Annotated in this window: 29 protein-coding genes; 14 read left to right on the forward strand and 15 right to left on the reverse strand. The window is 61.7% G+C overall.

The features are described 5' to 3' along the window. Positions 1–35: 35 nt before the first annotated feature. The gene (locus tag M5C71_RS12060; protein ID WP_177100060.1) at positions 36–857 is read left to right on the forward strand and encodes a UDP-2,3-diacylglucosamine diphosphatase; all 822 of its coding nucleotides are present in this window, start codon (positions 36–38) and stop codon (positions 855–857) included. A 6-nt stretch (positions 858–863) separates the two neighbouring features. On the opposite strand, the gene M5C71_RS12065 is transcribed toward M5C71_RS12060, so the two are convergent. Further along, positions 864–1,454, reverse strand: coding sequence for a phosphohydrolase (locus tag M5C71_RS12065; RefSeq protein WP_152738389.1), 591 nt, complete (start codon positions 1,452–1,454; stop codon positions 864–866). A gap of 99 nt (positions 1,455–1,553) precedes the next feature. Beyond that, entirely contained in the window at positions 1,554–1,865 is a 312-nt protein-coding gene (locus M5C71_RS12070) for a DUF962 domain-containing protein (protein WP_103496501.1), read from the reverse strand. Positions 1,866–2,024: 159 nt separating this feature from the next. On the opposite strand from M5C71_RS12070, the gene M5C71_RS12075 reads away from it, so the two are divergent. Further along, positions 2,025–3,086: an AraC family transcriptional regulator gene (locus M5C71_RS12075; protein ID WP_248745030.1), complete on the forward strand. Its 1,062-nt coding sequence runs from the start codon at positions 2,025–2,027 to the stop codon at positions 3,084–3,086. Here M5C71_RS12075 and M5C71_RS12080 read toward each other — a convergent pair. Further along, positions 3,043–4,497: a TrkH family potassium uptake protein gene (locus M5C71_RS12080; RefSeq protein ID WP_248767924.1), complete on the reverse strand. Its 1,455-nt coding sequence runs from the start codon at positions 4,495–4,497 to the stop codon at positions 3,043–3,045. The two genes, M5C71_RS12075 and M5C71_RS12080, sit on opposite strands and share 44 nt — an antisense overlap. A 120-nt stretch (positions 4,498–4,617) precedes the next feature. On the opposite strand from M5C71_RS12080, the gene M5C71_RS12085 reads away from it, so the two are divergent. From M5C71_RS12085 to M5C71_RS12095, 3 genes are all read left to right on the forward strand, one after another. Continuing rightward, entirely contained in the window at positions 4,618–5,178 is a 561-nt protein-coding gene (locus tag M5C71_RS12085; protein WP_248767925.1) for a nitroreductase family protein, read from the forward strand. A gap of 79 nt (positions 5,179–5,257) precedes the next feature. Then, positions 5,258–5,449 (forward strand): antitoxin, encoded by a 192-nt coding sequence (locus tag M5C71_RS12090; RefSeq protein ID WP_103496505.1) that lies wholly within the window; start codon positions 5,258–5,260, stop codon positions 5,447–5,449. After that, positions 5,439–5,708, forward strand: coding sequence for a type II toxin-antitoxin system RelE/ParE family toxin (locus tag M5C71_RS12095; protein ID WP_103496506.1), 270 nt, complete (start codon positions 5,439–5,441; stop codon positions 5,706–5,708). The genes M5C71_RS12090 and M5C71_RS12095 overlap by 11 nt, the downstream gene beginning before the upstream one ends. Positions 5,709–5,715: 7 nt before the next feature. Here M5C71_RS12095 and M5C71_RS12100 read toward each other — a convergent pair whose 3' ends face one another. The 6 genes from M5C71_RS12100 to M5C71_RS12125 form a co-directional block, all read right to left on the reverse strand. Further along, positions 5,716–7,050 carry a HAMP domain-containing sensor histidine kinase gene (locus M5C71_RS12100; RefSeq protein WP_103496507.1) on the reverse strand — a complete coding sequence of 445 codons (1,335 nt, stop codon included), beginning with the start codon at positions 7,048–7,050 and terminating at the stop codon, positions 5,716–5,718. A 74-nt stretch (positions 7,051–7,124) separates the two neighbouring features. Continuing rightward, on the reverse strand, positions 7,125–7,556 hold the full coding sequence (locus M5C71_RS12105; protein ID WP_103496508.1) for a Spy/CpxP family protein refolding chaperone: 432 nt from the start codon (positions 7,554–7,556) through the stop codon (positions 7,125–7,127). A gap of 230 nt (positions 7,557–7,786) precedes the next feature. Beyond that, positions 7,787–8,464 carry a response regulator transcription factor gene (locus M5C71_RS12110; protein WP_103496509.1) on the reverse strand — a complete coding sequence of 226 codons (678 nt, stop codon included), beginning with the start codon at positions 8,462–8,464 and terminating at the stop codon, positions 7,787–7,789. Between the two features lie 32 nt (positions 8,465–8,496). Beyond that, positions 8,497–8,907, reverse strand: coding sequence for a translation initiation factor 2 (locus tag M5C71_RS12115; protein ID WP_103496510.1), 411 nt, complete (start codon positions 8,905–8,907; stop codon positions 8,497–8,499). A 109-nt stretch (positions 8,908–9,016) separates the two neighbouring features. Then, positions 9,017–9,316 carry a YciI family protein gene (locus tag M5C71_RS12120; protein ID WP_248767926.1) on the reverse strand — a complete coding sequence of 100 codons (300 nt, stop codon included), beginning with the start codon at positions 9,314–9,316 and terminating at the stop codon, positions 9,017–9,019. 1 nt (position 9,317) lies between these two features. Continuing rightward, positions 9,318–9,914, reverse strand: coding sequence for a septation protein A (locus M5C71_RS12125; protein WP_100938960.1), 597 nt, complete (start codon positions 9,912–9,914; stop codon positions 9,318–9,320). Positions 9,915–9,998: 84 nt separating this feature from the next. Between M5C71_RS12125 and M5C71_RS12130 the strand changes: the two genes are divergently transcribed. The 5 genes from M5C71_RS12130 to rluB all read left to right on the forward strand — a co-directional run bounded on the left by M5C71_RS12130 (position 9,999) and on the right by rluB (position 14,711). Continuing rightward, positions 9,999–10,862 carry a PHP domain-containing protein gene (locus M5C71_RS12130; protein WP_103496513.1) on the forward strand — a complete coding sequence of 288 codons (864 nt, stop codon included), beginning with the start codon at positions 9,999–10,001 and terminating at the stop codon, positions 10,860–10,862. A gap of 13 nt (positions 10,863–10,875) precedes the next feature. Further along, entirely contained in the window at positions 10,876–11,505 is a 630-nt protein-coding gene (locus M5C71_RS12135) for an L-threonylcarbamoyladenylate synthase (RefSeq protein ID WP_103496514.1), read from the forward strand. A gap of 120 nt (positions 11,506–11,625) precedes the next feature. Continuing rightward, positions 11,626–12,324: a ScpA family protein gene (locus M5C71_RS12140; RefSeq protein WP_177093350.1), complete on the forward strand. Its 699-nt coding sequence runs from the start codon at positions 11,626–11,628 to the stop codon at positions 12,322–12,324. 12 nt (positions 12,325–12,336) lie between these two features. Beyond that, the gene (gene scpB, locus M5C71_RS12145; RefSeq protein WP_248767927.1) at positions 12,337–13,380 is read left to right on the forward strand and encodes an SMC-Scp complex subunit ScpB; all 1,044 of its coding nucleotides are present in this window, start codon (positions 12,337–12,339) and stop codon (positions 13,378–13,380) included. Between the two features lie 125 nt (positions 13,381–13,505). Next, the gene (gene rluB / locus M5C71_RS12150; protein ID WP_103496517.1) at positions 13,506–14,711 is read left to right on the forward strand and encodes a 23S rRNA pseudouridine(2605) synthase RluB; all 1,206 of its coding nucleotides are present in this window, start codon (positions 13,506–13,508) and stop codon (positions 14,709–14,711) included. Positions 14,712–14,789: 78 nt separating this feature from the next. Here rluB and M5C71_RS12155 read toward each other — a convergent pair whose 3' ends face one another. Together M5C71_RS12155 and M5C71_RS12160 are read right to left on the reverse strand one after the other, a co-directional pair. Further along, on the reverse strand, positions 14,790–15,755 hold the full coding sequence (locus M5C71_RS12155; RefSeq protein WP_248767928.1) for a leucyl aminopeptidase: 966 nt from the start codon (positions 15,753–15,755) through the stop codon (positions 14,790–14,792). 58 nt (positions 15,756–15,813) lie between these two features. Then, the gene (locus tag M5C71_RS12160; protein WP_177100072.1) at positions 15,814–15,951 is read right to left on the reverse strand and encodes a hypothetical protein; all 138 of its coding nucleotides are present in this window, start codon (positions 15,949–15,951) and stop codon (positions 15,814–15,816) included. A gap of 667 nt (positions 15,952–16,618) precedes the next feature. On the opposite strand from M5C71_RS12160, the gene M5C71_RS12165 reads away from it, so the two are divergent. Beyond that, positions 16,619–18,031, forward strand: a complete 1,413-nt coding sequence (locus tag M5C71_RS12165; protein ID WP_103496520.1) for an amino acid permease — start codon at positions 16,619–16,621, stop codon at positions 18,029–18,031. A 133-nt stretch (positions 18,032–18,164) separates the two neighbouring features. Then, on the forward strand, positions 18,165–18,578 hold the full coding sequence (gene arfB, locus M5C71_RS12170) for an alternative ribosome rescue aminoacyl-tRNA hydrolase ArfB (RefSeq protein ID WP_103496535.1): 414 nt from the start codon (positions 18,165–18,167) through the stop codon (positions 18,576–18,578). 4 nt (positions 18,579–18,582) lie between these two features. On the opposite strand, the gene M5C71_RS12175 is transcribed toward arfB, so the two are convergent. From M5C71_RS12175 to M5C71_RS12185, 4 genes are all read right to left on the reverse strand, one after another. Then, complete coding sequence (locus M5C71_RS12175) at positions 18,583–19,782, reverse strand: MFS transporter (protein WP_103496521.1); 1,200 nt, start codon at positions 19,780–19,782, stop codon at positions 18,583–18,585. Positions 19,783–19,949: 167 nt separating this feature from the next. After that, positions 19,950–20,081 carry a hypothetical protein gene (locus tag M5C71_RS33675; RefSeq protein WP_255916937.1) on the reverse strand — a complete coding sequence of 44 codons (132 nt, stop codon included), beginning with the start codon at positions 20,079–20,081 and terminating at the stop codon, positions 19,950–19,952. 165 nt (positions 20,082–20,246) lie between these two features. Continuing rightward, a complete protein-coding gene (locus M5C71_RS12180) occupies positions 20,247–20,561 on the reverse strand; it encodes a cupredoxin family copper-binding protein (protein WP_103496522.1) in 315 nt (104 codons plus the stop codon). 12 nt (positions 20,562–20,573) lie between these two features. After that, a complete protein-coding gene (locus M5C71_RS12185) occupies positions 20,574–21,545 on the reverse strand; it encodes a metallophosphoesterase (RefSeq protein WP_248767929.1) in 972 nt (323 codons plus the stop codon). A 148-nt stretch (positions 21,546–21,693) separates the two neighbouring features. Between M5C71_RS12185 and M5C71_RS12190 the strand changes: the two genes are divergently transcribed. Further along, positions 21,694–22,206, forward strand: a complete 513-nt coding sequence (locus M5C71_RS12190; RefSeq protein ID WP_103496524.1) for a sigma-70 family RNA polymerase sigma factor — start codon at positions 21,694–21,696, stop codon at positions 22,204–22,206. Further along, positions 22,199–22,966 (forward strand): anti-sigma factor, encoded by a 768-nt coding sequence (locus M5C71_RS12195; RefSeq protein WP_248767930.1) that lies wholly within the window; start codon positions 22,199–22,201, stop codon positions 22,964–22,966. Before M5C71_RS12190 ends, M5C71_RS12195 begins: the two co-directional genes overlap by 8 nt. The last annotated feature ends 97 nt before the right edge of the window (positions 22,967–23,063 follow it).

The raw sequence follows: 23,063 nt of genomic DNA on the forward strand, positions 1-23,063 counted from the left end.
CCGGTGCAAGCTCAGGAAAAATCCGGAGAATGCCCATGACCCGTGCGGAGCTTGCCAAACCCAGCCGTAAGCAGCGTGTGCGAACCCTGTGGATTTCCGACGTGCACCTGGGGACCCGCGACTGCCAGGCCGAACACCTGTCGCAGTTTCTCAAGGGCTATCAGGCCGACCGTATCTACCTGGTGGGGGATATCATCGACGGCTGGAAGATGCGTGGCGGCATGTACTGGCCGCAAGCGCACACCAACGTGATCCGCCGGCTGCTGACCATGAGCAAGCGTGGCACCGAGGTGGTCTATGTCACCGGCAACCACGATGAATTCCTGCGTCGTTATTCCAAACTGATCCTGGGCAATATCCAGCTGGTCGACGAAGCGGTGCACCACACCGCCGACGGGCGCAAGCTGCTGGTGATCCATGGCGACCAGTTCGACGTGATCACCCGGTATCACCGCTGGCTCGCGTTTCTCGGCGATTCGGCCTACGAGTTCACCCTGACCCTCAATCGCTGGCTGAACCATTGGCGGGCCCGCTACGGTTATGGCTACTGGTCGTTGTCGGCCTACCTCAAGCACAAGGTCAAGACCGCGGTCAGCTTTATCAGCGACTTCGAAGAGGCGATCGCCCACGAATGCGTGAAGCGCGGGCTCGATGGGGTGGTGTGCGGGCATATCCACCATGCCGAGATCCGCAAGGTCGGCGAAGTGGACTACCTCAACTGCGGTGACTGGGTCGAGTCCTGCACCGCCCTGATCGAACACTGGGATGGCACCATCGAGCTGTATCGCCTGGCGGATGCCCAGGCGAAAGAGGCGCAGCTCAAGCTGGAGCTGGAAAAAGTCGCCGAGGCGGGTTAGCCCCTATCAGGCCGTCTGGTTCTGCGCCATCGCGGCCTTGTAGATCGACTGCCGGGGTTGGGCGAATACGCGCTCCATCATCGGTTCGAAAAAGCTCAGGGGCAGGCTCTCGTAGTCCGGGTCGAAGGCCGCCGCGTCGTATTTGGCGCAGAACTCGATGGTCGCCAGATACTGTGGGTGCTCGCGAAACTGCTCGCGCAGATGGCGATCCATTCCCAGGTAATGGAAGAAGTAGTAGCCCTGGAAAATTCCGTGCTTTTCCACCATCCACAGGTTTTCCGCGCTGACGAAGGGCTTGAGGATCGCCGCGGCGATGTCCGGATGGTTATAGGAACCCAGGGTGTCGCCAATATCGTGGAGCAGCGCGCAGATCACGTACTCCTCGTCCCGTCCGTCGCGCCAGGCCCGGCTGGCGGTTTGCAGCGAATGGGTCAGGCGATCCACCGGGAAACCGCCGAAATCACCCTCCAGCAGCTTCAGGTGAGTCAGGATCCGTGCCGGCAGTTGTCGTGCGTAGGCGCTGAAGTCGGCGGCAATCACCGCCCAATCCTCCTGGGTGCCGTCCTGCATATGGGTAAAGCGGGCTTGTCCGGTCATCGGCTGTCCTCTTGTGGTTTTTATCGCTGCCGGACTCAGTCTAGGGCTTGCCCGCGTCCTGGCAGTGGCTGCGCAGGACGCTTTGCTGGCCCCCCGGGCCTAAAACGGTACCTTGCCGAGGATCATGTCGCGAAACATGACGAAATCGCCGAGCAAACTGTAGAAGGGGTGTTCAAAGGTGGCCGGGCGGTTCTTCTCGAAGAAGAAATGGCCGACCCAGGCGAAGCCATAACCGGCCACGGGCACCGCCAGCAGCAACCCTCCCGAGGCGCGACCGATGGCCAACGCCAGGAAAAAGATCACCAGGCTGGTGCCGACGAAATGCAACCTGCGGCAGGTACTGTTGCCGTGTTCACTCAGGTAGTAGGGGTAGAACTCTGCGAAGCTGTTGAATTTTCTGATGTTTTCCACGGGGTACTCTCCGCGTTGGCGACCTCGCCCATGGAGGGTTCCACGGGGAGCTTATTTGAGTCTAGAGTGATTGGCAGCGGCGACCAGTGACAATAGACGCCACTTTAGTATCCTTAGGCCATTAGTCGTCCTATACGACTTATCATGCAAGAAAAGGCCATGAGCGAGAGAACGACTTCTGCAAGCTGGGCGATGGGGATTGTCAAGGCGCTGGAGATGGATGGCCTGGACTGTCGCGTCCTGTTCCGGCAGCTGGGGCTCGATTATGCAGCCCTGGACGACCCCGATGCGCGTTTTCCCCAGGATTCGATGACGCGCCTCTGGCAGCGCGCGGTGGAGCTTTCCGGCAACCCGGCGATTGGTTTGAACATGGGCCGGGTGGTACGCCCGGCGTCCTTTCATGTTGCCGGCTACGCGCTGATGTCCAGCCAGACCCTGGCCGAGGGTTTCCGGCGCCTGGTGCGTTATCAGCGGATTATCGCCGAAAGCGCCGACTTGAGCTTTCGCCTCTTGCCCGAGGGTTATGCATTGATCCTGACGGTGCACGGCGACCATCTGCCGCCCACCCGCCAGAGCGCCGAGGCGTCCCTGGCCTGCGCCCTGGCGCTGTGCGGCTGGCTGACCGGGCGCACCTTGCAGCCGCGCAAGGTGTTGCTGCAGGGGACGGAGCCGGAGGATATCGGCCCTTACAAGGAAGTGTTCCATGCGCCGCTGGTATTCAACGCACCTTACGATGCGCTGATCTTCGAGCAGGCCGACATGGAAGCGCCGTTGCCGACCGCCAATGAGGCCATGGCCTTGCTCCACGACCGGTTTGCCGGCGAATATCTGGCACGCTTCTCGGAAAGCCGGGTGACCCACAAGGCGCGCCAGGTGTTGTGTCGCCTGCTGCCCCAGGGCGAGCCCAAGCGCGAAGTGGTGGCGCAGACCCTGCACCTGTCCCAGCGCACCCTGCAGCGCCGTTTGCAGGAGGAGGGCACCAGTTTCCAGGCGCTGCTCGACGACACCCGTCGTGAGTTGGCAGAGCAATACCTGGCGCAGCCGCGCATGACCTTGCTGGAAATCGCCTATCTGCTGGGCTTCGCTGACCCGAGCAACTTTTTTCGCGCCTTCCGCCGTTGGTTCGAGGTCACGCCCGGCGAATACCGGGCGCGGATGTTGGGGGCGGTGGCCTCGATCAATGACGCCAGAATGCGGGGATACACAGAACGAACACCGTGATGATTTCCAGCCGGCCGAGCAGCATGCCCAGGGACAGGATCCACTTGGCAGCGTCCGGCAGGGTGGAGAAATTCCCCGATGGCCCGATTACCTCGCCCAGGCCCGGCCCGACGCCGGAGACGGTACTGGCGGCACCGGTAAGCGCGGTCATCCAGTCCAGGCCCAGTAGCGACAGAGCCAGGGCGATGGCGCAAATGGTGATGGCGAAGAAGAACGAAAAGGTCAGGATCGAACGCACGATCTCTTCGTCGAGACGGTGACCGTTGTATTTCTGCTTGATCACCGCCCGGGGATGGATCAACTGGTTGAGGTTGGCCTTGAGCAGGATATAGGCGACCTGGAACCGGAACACCTTGATCCCGCCGGCCGTCGAGCCCGAGCAGCCGCCAACGAAGCCCAGGTAGAAAAACAGCATCAACGAGAAGTTGCCCCACAGGCTGTAGTCGCCCAGGGCAAAGCCGGTGGTGGTGACCACCGAGGTCACGTTCAGTGCGACGTGGCGCAGGGCATCGAGCCAGTGCAGCTGGGTGGTCCACCAGTACCAGGTGCCGAGTACCAGCCAGGTGACCAGCAGCAAGCCGAGCAAGCCCTGCACCTGCTGGTCCTTGATCAGCGCCTTGCGGTGACCGCGCAGGGTCGCCACGTAGAGGGTGAATGGCAGGCTGCCGAGAATCATCACCAGCACGGCCACCCAGTGCACTGCCGGTTGGCTCCACTTGGCCAGGGACTGGTCCGAGGTAGAGAAACCGCCGGTGGAAATCGCCGACATGGCGTGGTTGATCGCATCGAACAGGCTCATGCCGGCCCACCAGAACGCCAGGCTGCCGAGGAGGGTGATGCCGATGTAGGCGGTGACGATCAGGCGCGCCACCATGTGCGAACGCGGCATGACCTTTTGCGAGCGGTCCGAGGATTCGGTCTGGAACAGGCGCATGCCACCGATGCGCAGCAGCGGCAGGATCGCCACTGCCATGCCGATAAAGCCGATCCCACCCAGCCAATGCAGCAGCGAGCGCCAGATCAGGATGCCCGGGGACATGCTGTCCAGGCCGCTGAGCACGGTCGAACCGGTGGCGGTGATCCCCGACATGCTTTCGAAAAAGGCGTCGGTGTAGCTGGTGTGCAGGGTCAGCACGAAGGGCAGCGCGGCGAAAATGCACACCACCACCCAGCTCGAGACGGTGAGCAGATACATATCCCGGGGGCGCAGCTGTACCTGTTCCGGGCGACCGCGGATCACCAGTGCCAGGCCGGCGAGGAAGGTGATCGTACTGGCCCAGAGAAAGGCCGGCAGGTCGCCGGTGCGTTCGAAAGCCACCAGCACCAGCATGGGGATGACCATGCTGACAGCCAGGGTGATCAGGAAGATGCCGATGATGAAACCAATGATGCGCAGGGTCGGCATCGCCATGAAATAGGCTCGGGAAAGGGGGACGGGCGCCATTTTACCTGTGACCCCGATCATGTAAACCGGCACGGCCGCCTGGGATCTGGCTAGAATAGCCCGATCATTTTCCAGAGGAGGTGGCCGATGGAGGCTCTCGACAATTTGCTCAACCGTGTATCCGCACCGCGCCTGCTCGATCCGGCACCGACCCAGGCCCAGCGCGATATCCTCTTCGCCGCCGCCATGCGTGCACCGGATCACGGGCAACTGCGGCCTTGGCGTTTCCTGACCGTTGAGGGAGCGGCCCGCGAGCAATTGGGTAGCCTGCTGGCTGAAGCCGTGCGCCTGCAAGAGGGTGATGCGAACCCGGCGGCCATCGACAAGGCCCACGCCATGCCTTTGCGCGCACCCTTGGTGATTGTGGTGGTGGCGCGTTTGCAGGAGCACTTCAAGGTCCCGAAGTCCGAGCAGTTGCTGGCCGCCGGTTGTGCGGCCCACGGCATCCTGCTGGCGGCCCATGCCCAGGGGATCGGCGCGGTGTGGCGCACCGGCGAGCTGTCCTATTCACGCCATGTGGCCAAGGGTTTGGGGCTTGGCGATGACGAGGAAGTGATCGCCTTCCTGTACCTGGGCACGCCGCAGAACGAACTGCGTCAGCCACCGAAGGTCGATCTGACTGAGTTTGTCAGAGCCTGGTCGGCTTGAAATGTTTTCTGAAGCTTCAGGCTGAGACAGCAGGCGTTCATAGGGCGTAAACTGGTTTGCATCTACGCCGGAGGCCATTATGAGCGCCCAACTATCCCCCATAGTGTCGGAATTCGAGACTGAAGAGCAGGCAGCCAGCTACGACCGTTGGTTTCGTGCCAAGGTGCAGGCTTCCCTGGATGACCCTCGTCCTAACGTTCCACATGATGATGTGATGGCGGAAATGCGTGCCTTGATCGCTTCGAAGCGCAATCGGAACGATGCGGGTTGAGTGGCGGCCCGAAGCTCGGGCCGAACTCCGTGAGATCCTGAATTACATCGCTGATCGAAATATTGTGGCGGCCGAGAATTTAAACGACGCCATTGAGGCAGCGACCTCAGCTCTTCCTCGACACCCCTGCTTGTATCGGTTTGGTCGTGTGCCTGGCACTCGTGAAATCATCGTGCATCCAAACTATCTGGTGGTTTACCGCATTACAGATTTCATCGAGATAGTCGCCGTGCTGCACGCCCGGCAAGAGTATCCCTGATAGCCACTTAAACCAGTGCCCCAGGCTCCAAAGGCAGATCCAGTTTTGCGATAAACCCACCCTCGGGGTGATTCGCCAGCACCAGGCTGCCACCATGCCGTTCCGCCGCCCGCCGGGCAATGGCCAGTCCCAGTCCGTGGCCCGGGGCGGTTTGCCCGGGCGCTCGGTAGAAGGGTTCACCCAGTTGTGCCAGATGATCGGGCTCCACGCCGGGGCCATGGTCGCGCACGCTGATTTCGATGCGCTCACCCTGACGTTGCGCGGTCAGCTCGATGGCCTGGCCCTCGGGATTGAAACGCTGGGCGTTGCGCAGCAGGTTATCCACAGCCCGTTCGATCATGGTCGGCCAGCCCTTGAAGCTCAACGGTGGTTCGCCGTCGAAGTGCACCGGCTGTTCCGGGCAGCCCAGGTTGGCGTCCTTCTGCAAGGTGGTGAGCAGCGCCGTGAGGTCGACCTCTTCGGCACTGGCCTGGTCGGAGTCGACCCGGGCCAGGGTGAGAATCTCGCTGATCAGCGCTTCCAGCCGGTCGCATTCGCGGGTCAGGCGTGGCCAGAGTCGCTCGCGTTCCTCGGCACCGGCGCGTTCGGCCAGGGCCAGGGCAATACGCAGGCGTGCCAGTGGTGAGCGCAATTCGTGGGAGACATCCCGCAGCAATTGGCGCTGGCTGCTGATCAGGCTTTGCAGGCGCGCGCCCATCAGGTTGAAGTCCTTGGCCAGCACACCGAATTCGTCGCGCCGCCCCGCCAGTTTTGCCAGGCTGTTTTGCTGGTAGGTGGTCTGCCCCAGGTCATGCACGGCACCGCGCAGGCGGCTCAGGGGGCGGGTGATGGACAAGGTCACCAGTAAACTGAACAAGGTCAGCACCACCAGGGCAATGCCCAAGGCGCTGAGGGGGCGTAGCAGGCTTTCGCGGTGCCAGGCGTCCAGTTCCGGGTGGGGAATGCGGTAGATCAGCAGGTAGGTTTCGCCGCTTTTCGGGCTGGTGTACTCGACCGTCAGGCGCCGCCAGGGCAGCTTGCGGTCATCGTTGTTCTGGCGTGCTTCAAAGGCCGCGGCCCGACGTGGAAAGGTTCCGCGGACCAGCGGATCGCCGCCTTCGTTGAGCACTTGCACATCAATGTGATAGCGCTGCTTGCGCTGTTCCAGAATCGCCTGGGCGGCTTCTTCGCCCTGGCTTTCGTAGGTTTGCGTCCACTCTTCGGCCAGCGTGTTCAACCCCGGATGACGGCTGAGAATCCAGTTGTCCTGGTTGAGGATGTGCATGAGCAGAATCGATAGGCCCGCGACAAGGGCAATGGCCAGCCAGAAGCTGGCCAGGATGCGCCAGAACAGTGATCGCACAGCAAGTCCTCAACCAAACGGTACAAACGAAGAAAGCCCGACGGCGTTGGCCGTCGGGCTGGAGCATAAGCGGATTATTGCGCTTTTTGCGCTTGCTGCGCCTTCCAGGCTTTGAATTCGGTCCATTCGGCACGGCGCTCGGCCTGCTTTTTCTGCATTTCGTCGAAGGTCTTCTGCTGTTCAGGCGTCAGCAGGGCGCGGATCTGGCCTTGGGTCTTCTGGTGAGCGGCATCCAGTTCGCCTTTGAAGGCAGCCTTGTCGGCAGGCGAGAGTTTTTCCAGATACTTGATTGCGATTGCCTTGCGATCATGGCGTTGTTCACCCACCAGTTTGCGGATCTGCTGGCGCTGCTCCTTGGTCAGGTCCAGTTTTTGGAAGCCACCTTTGCCGTGATGCTGGTCGTGACCGTATGCCGGGCCGTCCATCGGGCCACCGTCTTGAGGCATGGCCATGGCCACGGTAGGGAGTGCAGCAGCGAACATCAGGGCGATAAGGGTCTTGCGCATGGTGTTTCTCCTTGTCTCGATTCCGGTCAGTCCGGATGAGTACAGATTAAGGAGTTCAAGGTCAGCGGCGGTCAGGGGAGGGTAAAGCTTGAGTAAAGAGGTTTTTGCCCCGGGTTGACACTTGCCTGACTGGCAATGCCGACCCTTGTGAGCTGGCTTGCCAGCGATGAGGTTGAATCCTGCATCGCTCTTGCGCCAGTCATCGCTGGCAAGCCAGCTCCCACAGGGGTTTACAGGCTGTAGTAGTAACCGCGGCTACGCAGGGCGACGATGCGTGGGCGGCCGTCCGGGTGCGGACCGATCTTCTTGCGCAGGTTGCTCACGTGCATGTCCAGGCTGCGATCGTACAAGGTCAACTTGCGGCCCAGGGCGATCTGCGCCAGTTCCTGTTTGTCCAGGGGCTCGCCGGGTTGCTGCAGCAGGGCTTCGAGCAAGCGGCTTTCGGAGACGGTAAGGGTGAAGTCCTGTTGGTCGATGGTGACCACGCCACGCACCGGGCTGAAGCACAGGTCACCCAGCTCCATCTGGCTCGGAGTCGCGGTCGGGTGGCTGCGGCGCAGTACGGCGCGCAGGCGCGCGGTCAGTTCCCGGGGATCGCAGGGTTTGGCCAGGTAGTCATCGGCGCCCAGCTCCAGGCCGAGGATACGGTCCAGGGGTTCGCCACGGGCCGAAAGCATTACGACCGGCAACTCCGGGTGATCGCTGCGCAATTGCTTGAGCAGTTCCAGGCCGCTGCCATCGGGCAGCATCACATCCAGCACCACGGCGGCCGGGGCGCTGTCTGCCAGGGCCTTGCGCGCGCTTTGGCCATCGTGGCAGGCGCGTACCTGGAAGCCTTCCTGGCTCAACCAACTGGTCAGGAGTTCACACAACTCCTGGTCATCGTCTATCAGTAACAGGTCGCTCATGACTCTCTCGATTACAGATCGCTATTGGCCGCTCAATTCAGCCATTGCCGACGTTGTCTACGTCCGCCACTGGCGAAGATACCGCAGAGCAGGGCCAGGAGTGCAACTCCCCCGCCGGTGACAAACCATTGCTGCTGATCGGTCAGCAGGCGCGGTCCGGCGCTGGCCTGGGCTTCCTTGAGTTGCAGCTTCAGGCGTTGGTTTTCCTGGCGCAGGCGGCTCAACTGGGCACTTTCGCGCTCGGCGTCGGCACTCTGCAATTGTTTGCTCAACTCTTCTCGTTGTCGCTCGCTTTCTTTCAAGCGTTGCTGCAAATCGGTGATCTGGCTACCGGCGCTCAAGGACAGGGGGGTGGAATTACTCGACCCCTGACTCTCTTCGGCGTGGGCGGCGGCCCCTATCGACAAGATGACCACTAGCAGCAACAACGGACCCTGGCGCATCGCAAACTCCTGATTCCAATCGGCATTGGGCAGGTTGTCGGCTGCTGAACGAGAATAATGAGCGATTGGGCCGCGATGAACCCTGAAGGTTCATCGCGAGGGGAGAAATTTATGGCAGGACTTGCTTGAACGGCTTGACCAGTACCTGGGCGTAGACCCCGCCGGCAACGAACGGATCGGCCTCGGCCCAGGCTTGCGCCGCGCTCAGGCTGTCGAATTCGGCGACGATCAGGCTGCCGCTGAAACCGGCGGCGCCCGGGTCGTTGCTGTCCACGGCCGGGTTCGGGCCGGCTAGGACCAGGCGCCCTTGCGCCTGGAGCTGATGCAGCCGTTCCAGATGCGCGGGGCGCACGGCCAGGCGTTTGTCCAGGGAGTTTTCGACGTCGGTGGCAATGATCGCGTAGAGCATGTCAGTCCTCGGTTTTCGGGATGGTCGGGTCGGCGTCGTGGAGGTGGCGGGACAGGTAGATGCCCTGGCCGACCAGGAACAGCAGGGTCATGCCCAGGCTGCCGAACACCTTGAAGTCGACCCAGTACTGCTGGAAGGTGAACGCCACGAACAGGTTGGCGCCGCCGCAGAACAGGAAAAACACGATCCAGGCCAGGTTCAGGCGGGTCCAGATCGGCTCGGGCAGGTTCAGGGCGTGGCCCATGATGCGCTTGATCAGCAGGCGGTCACCGATGAAGTGGCTGCCGGCAAAGGCCAGGGCGAACAGCCAGTTGACCACCGGGGCTTTCCACTTGAGGAAGGTTTCGCTGTGGAAGGCCAGGGTCAGGCTGCCGAATACCAGGCAGGCGATCAGGGTCAGCCACTGGCTTTTTTCCAGTTTGCGGTGGGTGATGAACAGGGCACCGTAGACCACCAGGGAACTGATGATCAGCATGGCCGTGGCGCTGTAGATACCGCCCACGGTCAGGCTGTGGCCGGCGATCTCCATGACCCGCGGTTCGATTTTGTAGACGATGAAGAACAGGAAGAGCGGGATGAAATCGATGAATTGTTTCACAGTGGCAGCCAGAAGCAGGATGTGACGGCATAATAACAAACATCATTGCCAGCGAAAGCGCCGCCTAGAGGTTATTCAATCCCCGTGGAAATCGATCTGCACTGCCATAGCACGGCCTCCGACGGTGCCCTCGCGCCCGCGATCCTGGTCGCCCGTGCGCACGAGAGAGGCGTGCGGGTCCTGGCCCTGACCGATCACGACACCCTCGAAGGCCTGGCCGAAGCCCGTGCGGCGGCGGATGGGCTGGGGATGCGGCTGGTCAACGGCGTCGAATTGTCCTGCACCTGGGGTGGCGCGACCATCCATGTGCTGGGCTATGGCTTCGACGTCGAGGCGCCGGCGCTGGTCGAGGCCATCGCCCGCTTGCACGAGGGCCGCTGGCTGCGTTCCGAGGAAATCAGCCGCAAGCTGGCGCTCAAGGGCATGCCCGGCGCGCTGGAAGGCGCGCGGGCGATCCAGCAGGAACTGGGCGATAGCGGCAATGCCCCGGCGCGTCCGCATTTCGCCGATTTCCTGGTGCGTGCCGGTTTCGTCAAGGACCGTGCCGAAGCCTTTCGCAAGTGGCTCGGCGCGGGCAAGCTGGGGGACGTCAAGCTGCACTGGCCGACCCTGGAAGACACCGTCGGCACCCTGCGCGAGTCCGGCGCCTGGGTCAGTCTGGCCCATCCCTGGCACTACGATTTCACCCGCAGCAAGCGCCGCAAGCTGATTGGCGACTATATTCAAGCAGGTGGCCACGCTATCGAAGTGGTCAATGGGCATCAACCCGCCGAGCAGGTAGGCAGTCTGGCGATCCTTGCCCGTGAGTTCGGACTGCTGGTCAGTGCCGGCAGTGATTTCCATGGTCCTGGAGGCTGGTCCGAGATCGGTGAATACCGCCCGGTTCCTGAAGATCTGCCGCCACTCTGGTGTCGCTTCAAACATGAGCAACTTACTGCCGTCGTCTGAACAGGTAGAAAACGTGAGTCAATTTTTCCAGATTCATCCGGAAAACCCGCAGGCGCGCCTGATCAAACAGGCGGTGGAAATCATTCGCAAGGGCGGGGTGGTGATCTATCCCACCGACTCGTCCTATGCCATCGGTTGCCAGATCGGCGACAAGAATGCGGTCGAGCGGGTGCGCCGTTTGCGGCAGTTGGACGACAAGCACAACTTTGCGCTGATCTGCAGCGATCTGTCGCAGCTGGGGCTGTTCGCCAAGGTCGACACGGGCCTGTTTCGCCTGCTCAAGGCCCATACGCCGGGGCCCTACACCTTTATCCTGAATGCCACCCGGGAAGTCCCGCGGTTGTTGCTGCATCCGAAAAAACGCACCATCGGCCTGCGCATCCCCAGCCATCCGATTGCCCTGGCGCTGCTCGAAGAACTGGGCGAGCCGCTGATGAGCGTCAGTCTGATCATGCCCGGCGAGACCGATCCGATGATTGATCCCTACGAGATCCGCCAGCTGCTCGAACATCAGGTCGACCTGGTGATCGACGGCGGTTTCGGCGGGATCAAGGCCTCGACCGTGATCAACCTGGCGGACGGCGAGCCGGAAGTGATCCGCGTGGGCTGTGGCGACCCCGCGCCGTTCATGGTCGAGGCCTGAATGTCCGCCGTGGAAACCGTCGACAGCCAGGCCGATGCCCAGCAGGAACTGCCGTTCGCCCTGGTCTATGGCCAGGCGGTCACTCAGATGCCGCTGGACCTGTATATCCCGCCGGATGCCCTGGAAGTCTTTCTCGAAGCCTTCGAAGGCCCGCTGGACTTGCTGCTCTACCTGATCCGCAAGCAGAACATCGATATCCTCGACATCCCGGTGGCGGAAATCACCCGCCAGTACATGGGGTATGTCGAGTTGATGAAGTCGGTGCGCCTGGAGCTGGCCGCCGAGTACCTGGTGATGGCGGCGATGCTGGCCGAGATCAAATCGCGGATGCTGCTGCCGCGTTCGGCCGAAATCGAGGCGGAAGAGGACGACCCGCGGGCCGAACTGATCCGTCGCCTGCAGGAGTACGAGCGCTTCAAGAGCGCCGCCGAGGGCCTCGACACCTTGCCCCGGGTCGGCCGCGATGTGCTGGTGCCCAAGCTCGATGCCCCCGAGGCCCGGGCGCGCAAGCTGTTGCCGGACGTGAGCCTGGAAGAAGTGTTGATGTCCATGGCCGAGGTCCTGCGCCGTGGCGACCTGTTCGAAAGCCATCAGGTCAGTCGTGAGCAACTGTCGACCCGCGAGCGCATGAGCGATGTACTGGAACGCCTCAAGGGCGGCGGCTTCGTGCCCTTTGTCGAGCTGTTTACCGCCGAGGAAGGACGGCTGGGGGTGGTGGTGACCTTTATGGCGATTCTTGAGCTGGTCAAGGAATCCCTGGTCGAACTGGTGCAGAATGAACCCTTTACGGCGATCCATGTGCGGGCGCGCGCTGAATAACGAGCACAATCCATGAACCTGAGTGAACCCCGCGAGCTGGCCCCGCTGCTTGAAGCCTTTCTGTTGGCCTCGGGAAAGCCGCAATCCCTGGAACGGCTGTTCGAGCTGTTCGAGGAGGGCGAACGGCCCGAGCCGCCGGTCTTCAAGAAAGCCCTGACGATCCTCGCCAAGTCCTGCGAAGGGCGGGCCTTCGAGCTGCGGGAGGTGGCCTCCGGCTATCGTCTGCAGGTGCGCGAGAAATTCGCTCCCTGGGTCGGGCGGCTCTGGGAAGAACGTCCGCAGCGTTATTCCCGGGCGATGCTCGAGACCCTGGCGCTGATCGCCTATCGTCAACCGATCACCCGGGGTGAGATCGAGGATGTGCGTGGCGTGGCGGTCAACAGCCAGATCGTCAAGACCTTGCTGGAGCGTGAGTGGATTCGGGTCGTCGGTTACCGCGAGGTGCCGGGCAAACCGGCAATGTTCGCCACCACCAAGGCGTTTCTCGATCACTTCAACCTGAAGAACCTTGACGACCTGCCGCCCCTGGCCGAACTGCGGGAGATGGAGCCCGAGCCGCTGTTCGATGTCGAGGATGCGCCGGTGCCCGCGAGCCTGCAGGCCCTGGCCGATGCCAGTCTCGATCCGGAGGGTGCCGAGGCGCCGAAGGAGGAAACCAGCTTCCATACCCTGTTGCTGGAGCTGGACTCCATGGAAGAGGGGATCAAGACCGACTTTGACGATTTGCTGCGTGACGGCGCAATGGTGCCGACGGGCGAGTTGCCGCCGCAGGAGTCAGGGCTTGAAAGAGCTGAACCTGTTGAGCCTGCTGTGACAGTCGAAGCAGTCGAGGCCGACGAAGTGCTCGAAGAAGAGCCGGAAACAGTCGAAGAACCCGCAGTGCCAGAAGTACCGGAACCGGATCTCGTCGGTGCCCAGCAGGCCCGGGAACAATTGCTCGCGGCGGTCGCGGCCCTGGACAAGGCCGCCGGCCGGCCGCAGCTGACCGATGAAGAAGCCGAAGCCCTGGCCCTGGCCGAGGCGATCGAACAGGAACGCCGCTTGCTCGATGATTGATTGCGAGAGTGCATAATGGCCAACATCGGCGTATGATTCGCGCCCCCGCGGCGATCCCTTCGCCCAGGCAACAGATTCAATTTCTTCAGGCCAAGGCCTGAATCGACACACCGGGAGGTGCCCAGATGAGTGATATCAAGCAGAAAGACGACCAGGAAATCGGCCCAGCAGGCGAAAAACTGCAGAAGGTCCTGGCCCGTATCGGCGTCGGCTCGCGCCGCGACGTGGAAGGCTGGATCAGCAAAGGCCGGATCAAGGTCAACGGCAAAGACGCCACCCTCGGCCAGCGCGTCGACATGCATGACGCCATCACCATCGATGGCAAGGTGATCAAGCGCGAAGAGGCGTCCGAATCGGTTCGCCGCGTGATCATGTACAACAAACCCGACGGCGAGATCTGCACCCGTGACGACCCGGAAGGCCGTCCGACCGTGTTCGACAAGCTGCCGCGTCCGAAAGAAGGCCGCTGGATCAATATCGGCCGCCTGGACATCAACACCACCGGTCTGCTGATGTTCACCACCGACGGTGAGCTGGCCAACCGCTTGATGCACCCGTCCTACGAAATGGACCGCGAGTACGCGGTCCGTGTCCGTGGTGAAGTGGACGAAGAGATGATTGCCCGGCTCAAGGCCGGCGTGATGCTCGAAGACGGCCCGGCGAAGTTCACCGATATCCAGGAAGCGCCTGGCGGTGAAGGTTTCAACCACTGGTACCACTGCGTGGTGATGGAAGGTCGTAACCGCGAAGTGCGTCGTCTGTGGGAATCCCAGGGTTTGGTGGTCAGCCGTCTGAAGCGTGTGCGTTTCGGTCCGGTGTTCCTCAACTCCGACCTGCCGATGGGCCGCTGGCGTGAAATGAGCCAGTACGAAGTGGACATCCTCAGTGCCGAGGTCGGCCTGACGCCGGTAGCGATGCCGCAGCTCAATGCCAAGAGCAAGGACAAGCTGGAGCGTATGCAGCGCAAATCCTCTCGTCCGGTGGGCAAGGGCGAGCGTGTGCGGACCCTGCGTCCGGCCGCCGGTGCACCTGCCGAGCGCAGTGAGCGCGAGCCGCGTATCGAAGGCGAGCGTCCAGCCCGCAAGCCGGCTCCTCGTCAGGATGGCGAGCGCGCACCACGTGCCCCGCGTCCGGCGGCCGGTCGTGGTGAGTCGACCCGTGGTACGCCAGTGGCGGATCGTCCGACGGACAGCAAGCGTCCGGCCAAGCCGGCACCCAAGACCAAGCGTCCAAGCCTGGTCCTGGACAAGGACGCGCCGTCGGGCAAGCGTCGTGGCGCCCCGGCCGGTTCCGGCCAGCGTCCGGGGTTCGGGCGTCGCAAGCCTGAGTAAAGCAGGCGCTTGAGCGCACCGCGAGACCCGAAACCCCATGACGAGCCAACGTCATGGGGTTTTGTTTTTTGGGGCAGGTCAAAACGCAAACTGCCCGTCAAACACCGGCTTGTCATCCAGCGCCAGCACGCCGCTGGCAAAGATCAGGTCCAGGTGATGGCTGCCCTTGGCGCCACCGCCCAACCCCAGGTGCAGGCCGCAATGGCGCTCCTCGAAACCCGAGTTGCGCGCATACAGGGCCTTGACCCCCTCATTCGTACCGATCCCCAGTTCCTCGACCCGACGGTTGGATGGATTGGCATTCAGGTACTTGTTGAAATCCGCCTCCAGCCCAGGCACTTCGGTGGCAATGCGGCGGATGGTCGAATCCTCGATCCACAGCGCCAACGGCGACTCCAGCACTCCGTACTTGCGGGCAAAGGGAATGGTGCCGAGAAAGGTCCCGACAAACTTCACGCAACCGTTGATAGCGTCGCTGTGGGTGGCGATCTCCCCCGGGGCCAGGTCGTGGTTGCCCACGCCATTGATATTGGTCCACTTGCGGATACTGCTCAGCGGCGCCTGCAGGTGCGAGCCGTGGCGGTCCTTGAAGCTCAGGGTGGTGGCCCGGGACATGCGGCGGATCAGGCTGTCGTTGAGTTCGGCAATGCGTTGCGGGCTGACACTGAAGGTGTCGTAGAAGTAATCGCCGTAATCCTTGAACAGCAGCGATTTGCGCCATTGCTCGGCCATGACCCCATGCAATGCGTGGAGGAACTCCGGGCCTTGCGGGCGAGGCGGGGAGAGCATCGAGGAGTCGTAGAAAAAGATATACAGGTCGCTGTCGCTGATGGCCTCGATCAGTCTCGGGGCCGGCTCAAGGTCCAGGCGCAACGCGCTGAAGCCGAACTGTTGGCGCTCGGCGTCCTGCTCGATGATGGCCGCGGTGATCTCGCTGTAATCCGGGGTATGGCCGAGTAGGACTTTCGGCTGGTCGAGCCCTTCCAGGGCCGGATGGCGGGCGAGGTAGTAGAGAAAGTGTTCGAGGGCGCGGGTCTTGTCCATGACGTCGTTCCTGGGGCAACAGAGGGTAGGTGCGGTAAACCGCACCCACCTGGAGGCCTTAGAAAGGCCACATCGCAGTGCCAAAGGGCACGACAGCATCGGCTTGCATCATTTCCACGGCCGCGTCGTGGGTCGGGGCTTCAAACCAATCGTCCAGTTGCAGTTCAGTGCTCACGTCCTGATCCGAGACTTGCATGGTGAATCTCCTTGGGAATGTTATTGCTGGACGGTCGAAAAGGCTTTTTGCTAGGAAAATTCCTATGCATAAAAACCGATTCTCCGGCTTGCCGACTGTAGGCTTCGGCAAGTGGCTGAAAACCTAGTGCAGTATCTCGATAGGCGCAAAAAAATATTTTCAAATTTTTTTTGCAGGCTTGCAGAGCAAAAAACTTCTTCTGGAAAAACAGCGATTCACTCGCTAAAGCCCGCGCTAAACAGTCTGTATGTCAATTTTCGAACGGGGGCCGTATATGGCTTTGTTGGCAAGAAAACGTGACACTTTGTCAGGAAAACCTGACGATCTGGACAGTAAAAGCGCCTGAAAATCCGAGGTTCGGATTGGCGTAAGGAATAGTTGCCGAGGGGCTCTGTAGGATTTTTCTTTGTGGCGAAAAGGCCCCTTGTCCTCCCGCGCTGGGGGCGGTGAGATGCGCGGATGCCTGCCAGTGGTGGTCTGGCGGTGTACAATGCGCGGCGTTTTACCTGTGACTCAACTGCGTACCCGCGCATTTTTGTGGCTTTCGACGGCGGCCTTGCGATGCTCCGAAAGCCCGTGCACTCAAGGCTACCCGCCTTGTTCACTCCATCGCGTCATAAGCGTGATGGGTTCGATTTCGTCACAGATAAAAACAAACAGGTGACGCATGACCCCTGATACACCCCTTGCTTCGGGCGAGCTTAAACGCGGCCTGAAAAATCGTCATATCCAATTGATCGCCCTCGGTGGCGCCATCGGTACCGGCCTGTTCCTCGGTTCGGCCGGGGTGCTCAAGTCCGCCGGTCCGTCGATGATCCTCGGCTATGCCATCTGCGGTTTTATCGCCTTCATGATCATGCGCCAGTTGGGCGAGATGATCGTCGAGGAGCCGGTCGCCGGTTCGTTCAGCCACTTTGCCCACAAGTACTGGGGCGGTTTCGCCGGCTTTCTGTCGGGCTGGAATTGCTGGATCCTCTACATCCTGGTGGGCATGTCGGAGCTGACCGCCGTCGGCAAGTACATCCACTACTGGTGGCCCGATGTCCCGACCTGGGTCTCGGCAGCAGCCTTCTTCGTCCTGATCAACGCGATCAACCTGGCCAACGTCAAGGTTTTCGGCGAGGCGGAGTTCTGGTTCGCGATTATCAAGGTGGTGGCGATCGTCGGCATGATTGCCCTGGGCAGCTACCTGCTGGTCAGCGGCCACGGCGGTCCGCAGGCCTCGGTGAGCAACCTGTGGGAACACGGTGGGTTCTTCCCCAATGGCGTCAGCGGCCTGGTGATGGCCATGGCGATCATCATGTTTTCCTTCGGCGGCCTGGAAATGCTCGGTTTCACCGCCGCTGAAGCCGACCAGCCGAAAACCGTGATTCCCAAGGCCATCAACCAGGTCATCTACCGGATCCTGATTTTCTATATCGGTGCCCTGGTGATCCTGCTGTCGCTGACGCCCTGGGACAGCTTGCTGAGCACGCTGAACGCTTCCGGCGACTCCTATAGCGGCAGCCCGTTCGTCCAGGTGTTCTCGATGCTGGGTAGCAACACGGCGGCGCACATCCTCAATTTCGTGGTGCTGACGGCGGCGCTGTCGGTGTACAACAGCGGCACCTACTGCAACAGCCGCATGCTGCTGGGCATGGCCGAGCAGGGTGATGCGCCGAAGGCGCTGGCCAGGATCGACAAGCGCGGCGTGCCGGTGCGCTCGATCCTGGCCTCGGCGCTGGTGACCTTCATCGCGGTGGTGATGAACTACCTGATGCCGCAACAGGCCCTGGAATTGCTGATGTCCCTGGTGGTGGCGACCCTGGTGATCAACTGGGCGATGATCAGCTACTCGCACTTCAAGTTCCGCCAGCACATGAATAGCACCCAACAGAGTCCGCTGTTCAAGGCCCTGTGGTACCCCTATGGCAACTATGTGTGCCTGGCGTTCGTGGTGTTCATCCTTGGCGTCATGTTGATGATTCCGGGGATCCAGGTCTCGGTGTACGCGATTCCGGTCTGGGTGGCGTTCATGTGGGTCTGCTACGGCATCAAGAATCGGCGCAGTGCCCAACAGGCATTGCTGGCGGTGAAGTAGGCTTTTATCCGTTGCAAGCACAAACCCGGCGACCGCCGGGTTTGTCGTTTCTGCACGGTCGGGACACGGGCGAACCGGCTCGCCGTGGTACAGATCAGGTATCCTGAACGCCCTGATGTCGGACGCTTTTCAAATGCTGGTGATTTCCAACAATGTGCATCTGCCGGATGCCGAGATCGAATGGACGGCCATTCGTGCCCAGGGCGCGGGCGGGCAGAACGTCAACAAGGTCTCCAGCGCGGTGCACCTGCGTTTCGATATTCCGGCTTCGTCCCTGCCGCCGTTCTACAAGGAACGCCTGCTGGCCCTGCGCGACAGTCGCATCACCAGCGAAGGGGTGATCGTGATCAAGGCCCAGCAATACCGGACCCAGGAGCAGAACCGCGGCGATGCCCTGGAACGCCTGGTCGAACTGATCCTCACGGCCACCAAGGTGGAGAAGAAACGCCGCCCGACCAAGCCGACCCTCGGCTCGAAGAAACGTCGCCTGGAAGGCAAGTCCCAGCGTGGTGCGATCAAGGCCGGGCGCGGCAAGATCGATTTCTAGTCCTTCAGGTTTTTTCCCGCAACGCTCGCTGCTTCGGTGCCTGCCGGTAGAGATAAAGGCTCAGCAGCAACCCGGAAAACGACGCCAGGGCGGCGAACAGGAAGATCGAGGCAAAGCCCAGGCCCGCGGCAATGGCCCCGGCCAAGGGCCCGGTGATGCCCAGCGACAGGTCGATAAACAACGAGTAGGCACCCACCGCCGCGCCGCGACTGGAGGCCGGCACCAGGTTCACCGCCTCCACTCCCAGTGCCGGGAACACCAGCGAGAAACCGAACCCGCTCAATGCCGCCCCCGCCAGTGCCCAATGGGCATCCGGTGCCAGCCACAACAGCAGCAGCCCCAGGGTTTCCACCGACAGGCAGGCGATCGCCACGCGAAAGCCACCGAGGCGATTGATCAGGTTGCCGAACAGCAGCCGCGCACCGATAAAACTGGCACCGAACAGGCTCAGGCAGAGCACCGCGTTGGCCCAGTGCTGGGTGGCGTAATACAGGGTGATAAAGGTCGCGATGGTGCCGAAACCGATGGAGCCCAGGGCCAGGCCGGTGCCGTGGGGCAGTACGCGGCCCAGTACATGAAGGAAGGGCAGGCGCTCGCCGGCAACAATCGGTGCCGCCTGTTTCGGCCAGGCCAGCAGCAGCCCCAGCGTGGCCAGCAACAGGATGCTCACGCCCATGCTCCACAGGCCCAACTGACCGACCAGCCACACGCCCAGTGGTGCGCCGATGGCCAGTGCGCCATAGCTGGCGATGCCGTTCCAGGAAATCACCTTGGCGGTGTTCGCCGCACCGACCCGGCCGATCCCCCAGCCGATGGACCCGGAGCCCACCAGGCTTTCCGCGCTGCCCAGCACCAGGCGGCCGATAAACAGGCTGATCAGGCTCAGCAACGGCATCGCCTGGAGAACACTCGAGACCAGCATGAACACACCGCTCAGGCCGCAGCCGAGCAGGCCGATCATTACCGCGCGCTTGCTGCCCTGGTTATCGATGATCCGGCTGGCATAGGGACGACTCAACAAGGTCGCCAGGTACTGGACGCTGATCACCAGCCCGGCGATCACCGTGCCGAAGCCCAGGTCACTGTGGACATAGCCGGGCAGCACGGCCAGGGGAATGCCGATGTTCAGGTAACCGATAAAGGTAAACAGGACAATGGAAACGACTTGCAGCGTGACCGCCAGGGGGCGCTGGGTATCAGACATGGACAAGAACCACCGTTGCCGCGGAGAAAAAAGATAGGAGGCTTATGATAACGGTGCGAAGCGGGTTGCAGGGGAGTTAAATCGAAAAAAGCTTGGCGGGTGCCTGTATCCGGTTGCGTGAAAAACACCAGGGAACGGGCTTTTCACGCGACCGGTTGAGCAAGCGTTCAGTCTTCGCTGTCGGCCTTGAGGCTTTCTGCGGCCTCGTTGTTTACCGGCTGCTGGGCAGCGGCTTGTGGCGGGTTTTTCTGCTCAGTCTCGTGCAGGCTTGGGAAGGGGAAGTTGGGTATCTCATGCATCGTCGTCGCTCCTCGCAAGGTCTGTTTTTTAAATCGCTGGGTAGATCCGCGCTTTTAAAAAGCCTGGGCAGGATACAGCAGGGGAAATGACAGAAAGATTTTTTCGCCCCGGCTTCGACAGCCATTCGTCAGTTCTGTGGGAGCCGGCAAGCCGGCTCCCTCGGTTCAGGGAGTGACGATGATTTTCCCGATCATCTGTGGATGCAGGGCACAGAAATACTCGTAGGTGCCCGCAGTCTTGAACTCATAGGAAAAGCTGTCATTGGTGTCCAGCGCGCCCGAGCGGAACAGCTTGTGGGTTTCGGCCACCGTATGGGGGATCTGGTCGTCGTTGACCCAGGTCACCTTGGTACCGAGCGCAACGGTCAGGTCCTTGGGCCCGAACATGAATTCCTTGATATCGATCTTCACGTCTTGCGCCCACACCGGGATCGAGACCGTCAGGCAAATCAGCGCCAATCCGTGCAAAAGTCTTTTCATTCGAATGTTCTCCTAAATCAGTGTCGAATCAATCAGTGCCAATGGGTGATCGCCTTGTGTCGCGCGGACATCGGTAATCCCCAGGTAATTGCGTAACTGATCGGCGGCCACGGTCATCGGCCCCGGTGACGGTGCCGCCCCTGGTGCTGGTTGCGGGTAGGCCGTGCCGCGCGCGGTGTGAAAGGTGATATTGCCTTCGACCTTCTGGATCACCTGATGGATATGGCCGTTGAGCACGGTCACCGAACCGTATTTGCGCAGCAGGGCAATGGCCTGGTCGCCGTCCTCCGTGCCCCAGCCCCAGGGTTGGTAAATGGTCCACAGCGGAATATGGGTAAACACCACGATCGGCGTGCTCGTCGACACCGCCCGCAGGTCATCGGCCAGCCAGGCGATCTGCTCGGCGCCGAGGTTGGCTTCATGGCCGGCCTGGAAGTTGAAGACGTTGACCAGCGCGATGAAATGCACGCCGTGGTCGTCGAAGCTGTACCAGCCGTTGCCCTTGGTGCCCTTGCCGTACCGCTGCAGGTAGAGCTGGCCGCCGCCTTCGTCAAGGGTGTCGTGCTCGCCCGGCACATAGTGAACGGTGGCAGGCAGGGCCTTGAGCAATTGTGCGGCGGTGTCGAATTCCTCCGGCTTGCTGAGGTGGGTGATATCCCCGGTGTGGAGAATCAGCGCCGGCCGCTTGGGCAAGGCGATGACCTTGTCGATGGCCACTTGCAGGGTCTTCACCGGTTCGGGATTGGCCTCCTTGTTGAAACCGATATGCGAATCGCTGATTTGCACGAAGTGAAAGTTCGCGGCCAGCGCGGCCGGGTCGCTGGTCTGGCCATTCTGGTCCAGGGCAAAGGCCCGCGGGATGCCGCCGCTCAGGGCCCAGAGGACCCCGGCGCCGGCCCAGGCCGAGCATTTGAGCAGGGTCCGGCGGTCGGGTTCGAGCGGGCCGTCGGTACGTTTGTCGTGGGGTGTTGGGTGCAGGTCCATGGGAACGCCCTCGCTGGCGGTCTACAGTGATTGAGCTCACATCTGTAAAACCGGTAGGCGCGGGGCTTTATTCCAGGAAATAAAAAAATTCTTTCGGGAATAAAACAGGACCTTTCACCGTTATAGGAACAAAGGTATCGGAGCCACTATGAAGCGATTCGAGGCGCTGTTTGCGCCGCATCTGGATGCGGCCTATAACCTCGCGCGCTGGCTCACCGACAGTGAGAGCGCCGCGCAGGATGTGGTCCAGGAAAGTGCCTTCAGGGCCTTCAAGTTCCAGCACCGTTTTGTCGACGGCAATGCCAAGGCCTGGTTCCTGACCATTGTCCGCAACGAAAGCTACAACTGGCTCAAGGCCTCGATGGGATCGCGTTGGGTGACCCTTGATGAGGAGTGGTTGCAGGACGACCCGGCAATGGCCGATGTGTGCACACCCGAGTCACAGATCATCCGCGCCCAGGCGGCCGAGCAGGTCCGCCTGGCACTGCTGGCGTTGGCGCCGGCGTTTCGCGAAGTGATCGTCCTGAAGGAGTTGGAAGACATGCCCTACAAGGACATAGCGAAAATCGTCGATATCCCCTTGGGCACCGTCATGTCGCGGCTGGCCCGGGCCCGCGCGATGCTCAAGCGCGAACTGCTGAAGTTGCACCCTTATGAATGACCTCGACTGCAAGACCTGTGATGAATTGATCCATGGCTACCTCGACCATGAACTGGACGCGGCGACCACGGCGCGGGTGGCCGGGCACCTGGCGGGTTGTGCCGAGTGCGCACGTCGGTATGAGCAGGCCCGTCAATTGATCGACGACGTCAAAAAACGCGCCCCCTATTACCGCGCGCCCGAGGCCCTGAACCTGGGCCTGTTGGGCGCTGCCCCAGAGCGATCTTCGGCCATGGCGGGTTTCATGCAGGGGTTGCGGGCGCTATCGGGGCGCTGGTGGGCGCCGGCGTTTTCAACCCTGGCGTTGAGCCTGGCGGTCATGCTCTACGTGGTGACGCCGTCCGCCGAACAACCCTGGCTGGATGAGGCGGTGTCCAGTCATGTGCGTTCGCTGATGGCCGAGCATTTGAACGATGTGGTGTCGTCCGACCGGCATACGGTGAAACCCTGGTTTACCGGCAAGCTCGATTTCGCGCCACCGGTCTTCGATTATGCGGCGCAGGGTTACCCGTTGTTGGGCGGGCGATTGGATTATCTGCAACACCAGACCGCCGCGGCACTGGCGTATCGGCATGCCAAGCACACCATCAACCTGTTTATCCTGCCGACGTCCGAGGCTGATCGGGCGTGGGAGAGCCAGTCGTTGCGGGGCTACAACGTGGTGTCGTGGCGACGTGATCACCTGCGCTTCATCCTGGTCTCGGACCTGGAGAAGGGCGAACTCGAGGGGTTCGGGCAGTTGATCGAGAAGGGTGGGTAAGTGTCTGATCTGATCGTGAGCACACAACAAAACCTGTAGGAGCCGGCTTGCTGGCGATGCAGACGCTGCGGTGTCTCAGACAGACCGCGTTATCGTT

The sequence above is a fragment of the Pseudomonas sp. MWU12-2345 genome (assembly GCF_023242385.1).
Lineage (GTDB): Bacteria > Pseudomonadota > Gammaproteobacteria > Pseudomonadales > Pseudomonadaceae > Aquipseudomonas > Aquipseudomonas gingeri_D.

What these genes read in the sequence shown, in the direction of transcription:
- M5C71_RS12060 (WP_177100060.1), top strand. Translation starts at nt 36, where the DNA reads ATGACCCGTGCGGAGCTTGCCAAACCCAGCCGTAAGCAGCGTGTGCGA.
- M5C71_RS12065 (WP_152738389.1), bottom strand. Translation starts at nt 1,454, where the DNA reads ATGACCGGACAAGCCCGCTTTACCCATATGCAGGACGGCACCCAGGAG.
- M5C71_RS12075 (WP_248745030.1), top strand. Translation starts at nt 2,025, where the DNA reads ATGAGCGAGAGAACGACTTCTGCAAGCTGGGCGATGGGGATTGTCAAG.
- M5C71_RS12080 (WP_248767924.1), bottom strand. Translation starts at nt 4,497, where the DNA reads ATGGCGATGCCGACCCTGCGCATCATTGGTTTCATCATCGGCATCTTC.
- M5C71_RS12085 (WP_248767925.1), top strand. Translation starts at nt 4,618, where the DNA reads ATGGAGGCTCTCGACAATTTGCTCAACCGTGTATCCGCACCGCGCCTG.
- M5C71_RS12090 (WP_103496505.1), top strand. Translation starts at nt 5,258, where the DNA reads ATGAGCGCCCAACTATCCCCCATAGTGTCGGAATTCGAGACTGAAGAG.
- M5C71_RS12095 (WP_103496506.1), top strand. Translation starts at nt 5,439, where the DNA reads ATGCGGGTTGAGTGGCGGCCCGAAGCTCGGGCCGAACTCCGTGAGATC.
- M5C71_RS12105 (WP_103496508.1), bottom strand. Translation starts at nt 7,556, where the DNA reads ATGCGCAAGACCCTTATCGCCCTGATGTTCGCTGCTGCACTCCCTACC.
- M5C71_RS12110 (WP_103496509.1), bottom strand. Translation starts at nt 8,464, where the DNA reads ATGAGCGACCTGTTACTGATAGACGATGACCAGGAGTTGTGTGAACTC.
- M5C71_RS12115 (WP_103496510.1), bottom strand. Translation starts at nt 8,907, where the DNA reads ATGCGCCAGGGTCCGTTGTTGCTGCTAGTGGTCATCTTGTCGATAGGG.
- M5C71_RS12120 (WP_248767926.1), bottom strand. Translation starts at nt 9,316, where the DNA reads ATGCTCTACGCGATCATTGCCACCGACGTCGAAAACTCCCTGGACAAA.
- scpB (WP_248767927.1), top strand. Translation starts at nt 12,337, where the DNA reads ATGAACCTGAGTGAACCCCGCGAGCTGGCCCCGCTGCTTGAAGCCTTT.
- rluB (WP_103496517.1), top strand. Translation starts at nt 13,506, where the DNA reads ATGAGTGATATCAAGCAGAAAGACGACCAGGAAATCGGCCCAGCAGGC.
- M5C71_RS12155 (WP_248767928.1), bottom strand. Translation starts at nt 15,755, where the DNA reads ATGGACAAGACCCGCGCCCTCGAACACTTTCTCTACTACCTCGCCCGC.
- M5C71_RS12160 (WP_177100072.1), bottom strand. Translation starts at nt 15,951, where the DNA reads ATGCAAGTCTCGGATCAGGACGTGAGCACTGAACTGCAACTGGACGAT.
- M5C71_RS12165 (WP_103496520.1), top strand. Translation starts at nt 16,619, where the DNA reads ATGACCCCTGATACACCCCTTGCTTCGGGCGAGCTTAAACGCGGCCTG.
- arfB (WP_103496535.1), top strand. Translation starts at nt 18,165, where the DNA reads ATGCTGGTGATTTCCAACAATGTGCATCTGCCGGATGCCGAGATCGAA.
- M5C71_RS12175 (WP_103496521.1), bottom strand. Translation starts at nt 19,782, where the DNA reads ATGTCTGATACCCAGCGCCCCCTGGCGGTCACGCTGCAAGTCGTTTCC.
- M5C71_RS33675 (WP_255916937.1), bottom strand. Translation starts at nt 20,081, where the DNA reads ATGCATGAGATACCCAACTTCCCCTTCCCAAGCCTGCACGAGACTGAG.
- M5C71_RS12180 (WP_103496522.1), bottom strand. Translation starts at nt 20,561, where the DNA reads ATGAAAAGACTTTTGCACGGATTGGCGCTGATTTGCCTGACGGTCTCG.
- M5C71_RS12185 (WP_248767929.1), bottom strand. Translation starts at nt 21,545, where the DNA reads ATGGACCTGCACCCAACACCCCACGACAAACGTACCGACGGCCCGCTC.
- M5C71_RS12190 (WP_103496524.1), top strand. Translation starts at nt 21,694, where the DNA reads ATGAAGCGATTCGAGGCGCTGTTTGCGCCGCATCTGGATGCGGCCTAT.
- M5C71_RS12195 (WP_248767930.1), top strand. Translation starts at nt 22,199, where the DNA reads ATGAATGACCTCGACTGCAAGACCTGTGATGAATTGATCCATGGCTAC.